We start from the raw sequence: 6,052 nt of genomic DNA on the forward strand, positions 1-6,052 counted from the left end.
CCCCTTCGCACGACCAGGGGGAACCTGATGCGGTACGAAGGACAGGTCGACGCGGGCTTCGAGGCCGTCGCGGACGCCTTCGAGCGGAACTTCGCGGAGACCGCCGAGCTCGGCGCGGCCGTCACGGTCTTCCACGGCGGCCGCAAGGTCGTGGACCTGTGGGGCGGCACCGCCGACGAGCGCACCGGCCGCCCCTGGGAGGCGGACACCGCCGTCCCGGTGATGTCCGCCGGCAAGGGCGTCCTCGTCCTCTGCGTCCACCTCCTCGTCCAGCGGGGCCTGCTGGACCTCGACGCGCCCGTCGCCGACTACTGGCCCGAGTTCGCGCGGAACGGCAAGGAGGGCATCACCACCCGTATGATCCTCGGCCACCGCGCCGGCCTCCCCGCCCTCGACGCGAGCCCGTCCTTCGCCGAGATCACCGCCTGGACCCCGGTCGTCCGCGCCCTGGAAGAGCAGAAGCCGCTCTGGGAGCCCGGCACGGCCCACGAGTACCACGGCCACACCCTCGGCTGGCTGGCCGGCGAGCTGATCCGGCGGATCACCGGCCTCACCCCCGGCGCGTACTTCCGCTCCGCCGTCGCCGACGACCTGGGCCTGCGCACCTGGATCGGCATCCCCGACGACGAGTACGAGGACCTCGCCCGCCTCGCCTACGACGGCGAGCCGCCGGCCCTCCCGGGCCCCGAGCACCTCTTCGTGCGCATCCTCACCATGAACGGCGCCTTCGTCTTCCCGGGCCTCGACCACCCGCGCGGCTGGAACTCCAAGGACTTCCTGACCGCCGAGATCGCCGGCACCGGCGCCGTCTCCACCGCCCGCGGCCTGGCCGCGACGTACGCGGCGGCGGTCACCGGCGTCGACGGCACCCCCCGGCTGCTCACCGAGGACACGGTCACCGCCGCCCTGCGCCCGCAGTCCTCCGGCGCCTCCTGGTCCGGCTTCCCCGACATGGGCGTCCGCTGGGGCCTCGGCTTCCACCTCGACTCGCCCCCCGCCGTCCCCATGCTCGGCCCCCGCAGCTTCGGCCACGACGGCGCGGGCGGCCACCTCGGCTTCGCGGACGACGAGTTCGGCATCGGCTTCGGCTACGTCGCCAACCGCATGATCGGCGAGGGCGACGAACGGGCGGGACGGCTGGTGGCGGCGGTGAAGGAGTGCCTGGCGTAACCGGCGACCTGGCCGGTGGATACCTTGTCCGCACCGCCTACCTGGGAGGCCGCCTTGACGGAAGAACAAGAAGGAAGAAGTGTGGATCGCCCGGGTTCGGCAGGATGATCCCGCAGGCTTTCCTCCGCCGTCTCAGCCGGTGGTGGACGAGGAGTTGCGTCATGCGGTTCTGCGGGCGATCCGCTCGGTCTCGGACGATCTGAGTCGTGTGACGACGACCCCCACGTACGGGCAGCCTGTGACCGATCTTGTACCAGCACTTGAACAGACTGTCGCAGGGGCCTGCGCAGACCTCGGCTACCGGCTGTTCCTGCGCTCCTTGAACGCGTACTGCGTCGGGGTCGACAGGAAGACCCGTGATGCGTTCGTCGAACTCGGGCCACGGTTCGGCTATCCGAAGTACCTCGTGGACCTGATCGTCCGCGAATGATCACCTCCGGCCGACCGGCGCTTGAGGGCAACCGCGCGGAGCACGGTTCCCGGGGGTGCGGGGCTCTCCCCGCGGAAACGGGGAAAGGGCGGGGCTGGGGCACCCCTACCGCGGCGCGGCCGCCGCGGCACCCGCCAGCCCGCCGATGAGGAGTGCCGTGAAGCCCCGGGCCCACTCCGCGTCCACCGGCTCCGCGCTGACGAGCGTCCGGTGGACGACCGCGCCCGCGATGACGTCGAAGATGAGGTCGGCGGTGCGGGCGGCCACGTCGGGCTCCTCCTCGCGGGGGAGTTCGCCGCGGGCCTGGGCGCGCTCGCGCCCGACGAGGACGAGCGTCTTCTGCCGGTCGACGATCGCCGAGCGGATGCGTTCGCGGAGGGCCTCGTCGCGGGTGGACTCGGCGACGACGGCCATCAGGGCCGTCTTGGTCTCCGGGCGGTCGAGGAGCGCGGCGAAGCGGAGGACGACCCCCTCGATGTCGGCCTGGAGGCTGCCGCGGTCGGGGAGTTCGAGGTGCTCGTCGAACAGGTCGGCGACGGCGTCGACGACGAGGGCGTTCTTGCCGGCCCAGCGCCGGTAGAGGGTGGTCTTCGCGACTCCCGCGCGGGCGGCGACGTCGCCCATCGTCAGCTTGCCCCAGCCGAGTTCCACCAGCGCGGCGCGGGTCGCGTCGAGGATCGCGCGATCGGCCTCGGCGCTGCGGGGGCGGCCCGTGCGACCGCTCGCGCGGTGTGCGGGGGGCTGCGGGGCGGACGTCATACGGCGACCTTACCGCCGGGTAGCCGCGCGGGTATGAGCCAGATCACGGGAGGCGCCCTGCCGTGGCCGTGGGCTTCCAGTTACGCTACGAGTCGTAGCGAAAGAGTGAGCGACAACCACGGACGCCAGGTGGGGACCCGGCGTCGAATTCGCTGTGTACCGCTGCGTACTTTTCCGATCGCCGCGCGGAGGGGGGAGGATAGGCCCATGCAGCCACGGAACATGTCCATGAGTGGAGTGGTCGACCTCGCCGCGGTGAAGGCGGCCGGGGAAGCCAAGCAGAAGGCGGAGCAGGCGCGGGCCGAGGCGGCGCGCCAGGGCGGCGTGCCCGCGGGCGCGGGGCGCCTGGTCCTCGACGTCGACGAGGCGTCGTTCGAGCACGAGGTGCTCCAGCGGTCGGCCGAGGTGCCGGTCGTCATCGACTTCTGGGCCGACTGGTGCGAGCCCTGCAAGCAGCTCGGCCCCGTGCTGGAGCGGCTGGCCGGGGAGTACGCGGGCCGGTTCGTGCTGGCCAAGGTGGACGTCGAGGCCAACCAGCGGCTGTTCCAGCAGTTCGGTGTCCAGTCCATCCCCGCGGTCTTCGCGGTGGTGGCCGGCCAGGCGCTGCCGCTCTTCCAGGGCGCGGCGCCCGAGGCGCAGATCCGGCAGGTGCTGGACCAGCTCGTCCAGGTCGCCGAGCAGCAGTTCGGCATCGTCGGCGCGCCCGTGGCGCCGGGCGCGGCCGACGAGGCGCAAGTGCCGGCGCGTCCCGCCGGGCCGCACGACGCGGCGCTGGGCGCGGCCCACGACGCCCTCGACAAGGGCGACCTGGGCGGTGCCGTCCAGGCGTACAAGAACGTGCTGTCCGACGACCCGGGCAACGTCGAGGCCAAGCTGGGCCTGGCGCAGGCCGAGTTGCTCCAGCGCGTCCAGGGGATGGACGCCCAGCAGGTGCGCAAGGCCGCGGCCGACGCGCCGGGCGACGTCCGGGCGCAGATCGCGGCGGCCGACCTCGACCTGGTCGGCGGGCATGTCGAGGACGCGTTCGGCCGGCTGATCGACGTCATCCGGCGGACGGCCGGCGAGGACCGCGACGCGGCCCGCGTCCGGCTGCTGGAGCTCTTCGACGTCATCGGCCCGGACGACCCGCGGGTGACGGCGGCGCGTACGGCGCTGTCGCGGGCGCTGTTCTGATCCCGGGCCGGCCGTCGGCCGCCCCCGGCTTCTGAACACTCCGCTCACACGCTCGTCACAAAGAAAACACCGGTCGCGGTATATCAAATCTTTATAAATGCGGCCGTAGTTACTTGCGGTAAGGGAAACCCGGGCTTCCGCCCGGGTTTTTCCCGTTATGCCGTCATCTTTCCGGCATCGCGCCGCTCACACCGCGTGCCCGCCCGTCGCGGACCGGACCCCTCGTGGTTATCCGCGCGTTACTCGCAAGTAATGAACCTCTTGTGCCCCGCCCCGGAATCGACCACGATCGGCGCAACCCGGTCCAGCACCGCGGCCCGGCAACCGGCCGGCCCACGGGAGCTGGGTCCCCACCGGGGCGACCGGCGGCTGTCCGCCGGCCGTGGGACAGGGGGGTCCCCGCCGCCAACGACGGGGCCTGTCCCCGAGGTTGCGCGTACGCGTGGCCACGTGGTTGTCGCTCGGGGGTGATCGCCGGTGTTTCGGTCGCGGCATGGCGTTGGAGGCCACCGCATGGCGACGGCGCTCCGCTTCCGAGGACGTAGCACGTCTCCCACCCCGGGCCAGGGCCGTCGGCCCGTGCCGGGGGTGTACGTCCGAGAAGGAGGCAAGTCATGAAGTCCCAGGCACGCGGTGGGACCAGGTGGAAGCGGTTCGCGGTCGTCATGGTCCCGAGCGTGGGCGCGGCCGCGGCGGTCACGATGGCCATCGCGCAGGGCGCGCTGGCGGCGTCGTTCCAGGTTTCCGGTCAGCAGTTCCAGGTGAGGGCCCAGCACATCTCCGGCACGGGATTCACCCAGTACGGCGCCATGGAGGACATCGACCAGGGCGCGAAGGACCACAAGGCGGTCGCGGTCGTCGGCATGGAAGAGGCCGACATCACGAGGCTCTGCCAGGCGGTCAACGTTCGGACGATGTTCGGCGACGTGGGTCTCAAACTGCGGGCGGGCGGCGGCAAGAACAAGGTTCACGCCAAGCAGCTCTACCTCGACGCCAACAGCATGGAAGTCGGGAACGCCAAGTTCAACGAGATCGACATCGGTGTTTCCTCCGACCACATGACCAAGGGTCCCGCGAAGAACCCGGGCGACGCGCAGAAGTCGGTTCCGAACTCCTTCGCCCAGCAGGCCAAGTCGGTCGAGTTCGACGACGTGGACCAGAAGGCGTGGGCCACCACGGCCGGATCGTTCACCCTGCCCGACCTCAAGATGAACGTCAGCATGGGCGCACAGGAGTGCGACAAGGACGACTGAACGCCCTGGAGCGGCCGGGGCGGGATCCGCGAGGCTCCCGTGCCCGCGCCGCGCCCCCTCCACCGCCGGGTAGCGGCAGGAGAGCCCTGCAGGGTTCGCACAGCACCAGACCGCCAGTTCCGAGGAGCTGTACATCATGAGCGCCGACACGACGCCGCCACAGCCGGCCGACAAGGGCGGCCTGCGCCGCAGGTTCCGGACATGGCGGGGTGAGCGCCCGTTCTGGGCCGGTCTGTGGACCATGCTCGCCGGTGTGCCGATCATGTACATCCCGTACCAGACCCTGAAGTTCGGCGAGCTGAGCATCCGGCTGTCCACCACGGCGGGCGCGGGCTCACTGATCATCGGGGTCCTGCTCGTCGTCCTCGGACTGACGATGTGGTTCCAGCGGCACTCCCGGGTCTTCTCCGGGGTCGCGGCCATCCTGCTCGGGATCGTCTCGCTGGTCGTCTCCAACTTCGGCGCGTTCCTGCTCGGGATGATCCCGGCGATGCTGGGCGGCGCGCTCGCCGTCGCGTGGGCCCCGGCGAAGCCGCTGCCGGAGGCTTCGGACGCCTCGGAGAAGGAGCCGCCGGACCTCCCGATCCCGTCCGGCCCGTCGCTGGTGAAGGAATGAACAGGAGCCACCGTGGCGACTGACGACGACGCGCGCGACCGCGACTGCCCGAGAGCCGGCCCGCGCCATGCCGCGCCCAGGAAACCGCTGCTGTCGCGCCTGCACATGCCCGCGGGGAAGGCCGTCGCGCTGGCGGCCATGCCCACGGCGGTGCTCATGGGCATGGGCTTCACGCCCCAGTTGGCCACCGCCAAGCCGGGGGCGCCCAGTCCGTTCGGCGACGCGTTCTGTGTGACGAAGCCGGACGGGACGCCCACGCCGGACGCGCCCACGGCCGGCACGCCTTCGGCCACGCCGAGCCCGGACAAGAGCACCGGCGCCGGCGAGGACGCCGGAAAGGCGAAGGACAAAGGCAAGAAGAAGGACAAGGACAAGGACGAGGGCGACGACGCGGGCGGTCCGTCCCGCGAACCCGAGGACGGCGGGACACCGACCACCGGCGGTGGCAAGGACGGCCCGAACGGCGACCGGAAGCCCACCCCCGCACCCACCGCCGACCGGACGCCGGACCCGGCGGTACCGGGCGAGGGCAGACTGCCGGTGCCGCCCGCACCGGAGATACCCCCGGCGCCCACGGCACCGAAGCCCGACCCCACGGCGACCAAGACCCCGCCCCCGACGGCCACTCCGTCACCGGGCAGCACCCGCAAC

At 71.9% G+C, this 6,052-nt stretch carries 6 protein-coding genes and 1 pseudogene; 6 read left to right on the forward strand and 1 reads right to left on the reverse strand.

Annotated elements, in window-relative coordinates:
* Positions 1-27: 27 nt before the first annotated feature.
* On the forward strand, positions 28-1,170 hold the full coding sequence (locus ACSNOK_RS10630; RefSeq protein WP_436780358.1) for a serine hydrolase domain-containing protein: 1,143 nt from the start codon (positions 28-30) through the stop codon (positions 1,168-1,170).
* A 79-nt stretch (positions 1,171-1,249) separates the two neighbouring features.
* Positions 1,250-1,600 (forward strand): hypothetical protein, encoded by a 351-nt coding sequence (locus tag ACSNOK_RS10635; protein WP_436780359.1) that lies wholly within the window; start codon positions 1,250-1,252, stop codon positions 1,598-1,600.
* A gap of 105 nt (positions 1,601-1,705) precedes the next feature.
* Here ACSNOK_RS10635 and ACSNOK_RS10640 read toward each other — a convergent pair whose 3' ends face one another.
* Positions 1,706-2,359 carry a TetR/AcrR family transcriptional regulator gene (locus tag ACSNOK_RS10640; protein ID WP_436780360.1) on the reverse strand — a complete coding sequence of 218 codons (654 nt, stop codon included), beginning with the start codon at positions 2,357-2,359 and terminating at the stop codon, positions 1,706-1,708.
* A gap of 207 nt (positions 2,360-2,566) precedes the next feature.
* Here ACSNOK_RS10640 and ACSNOK_RS10645 point away from each other — a divergent pair, with 207 nt between their 5' ends.
* From ACSNOK_RS10645 to ACSNOK_RS10660, 4 genes and pseudogenes are all read left to right on the forward strand, one after another.
* The gene (locus tag ACSNOK_RS10645; protein WP_436780361.1) at positions 2,567-3,532 is read left to right on the forward strand and encodes a tetratricopeptide repeat protein; all 966 of its coding nucleotides are present in this window, start codon (positions 2,567-2,569) and stop codon (positions 3,530-3,532) included.
* A 614-nt stretch (positions 3,533-4,146) separates the two neighbouring features.
* Positions 4,147-4,785 carry a DUF6230 family protein gene (locus ACSNOK_RS10650; protein WP_436780362.1) on the forward strand — a complete coding sequence of 213 codons (639 nt, stop codon included), beginning with the start codon at positions 4,147-4,149 and terminating at the stop codon, positions 4,783-4,785.
* A 136-nt stretch (positions 4,786-4,921) separates the two neighbouring features.
* Positions 4,922-5,401: a DUF6114 domain-containing protein gene (locus tag ACSNOK_RS10655; RefSeq protein WP_436780363.1), complete on the forward strand. Its 480-nt coding sequence runs from the start codon at positions 4,922-4,924 to the stop codon at positions 5,399-5,401.
* A gap of 12 nt (positions 5,402-5,413) precedes the next feature.
* Positions 5,414-6,052: pseudogene (locus ACSNOK_RS10660) on the forward strand (hypothetical protein); the annotation flags it as partial.

It is taken from the genome of Streptomyces sp. URMC 126 (assembly GCF_051386555.1).
Classification (GTDB): domain Bacteria; phylum Actinomycetota; class Actinomycetes; order Streptomycetales; family Streptomycetaceae; genus Streptomyces.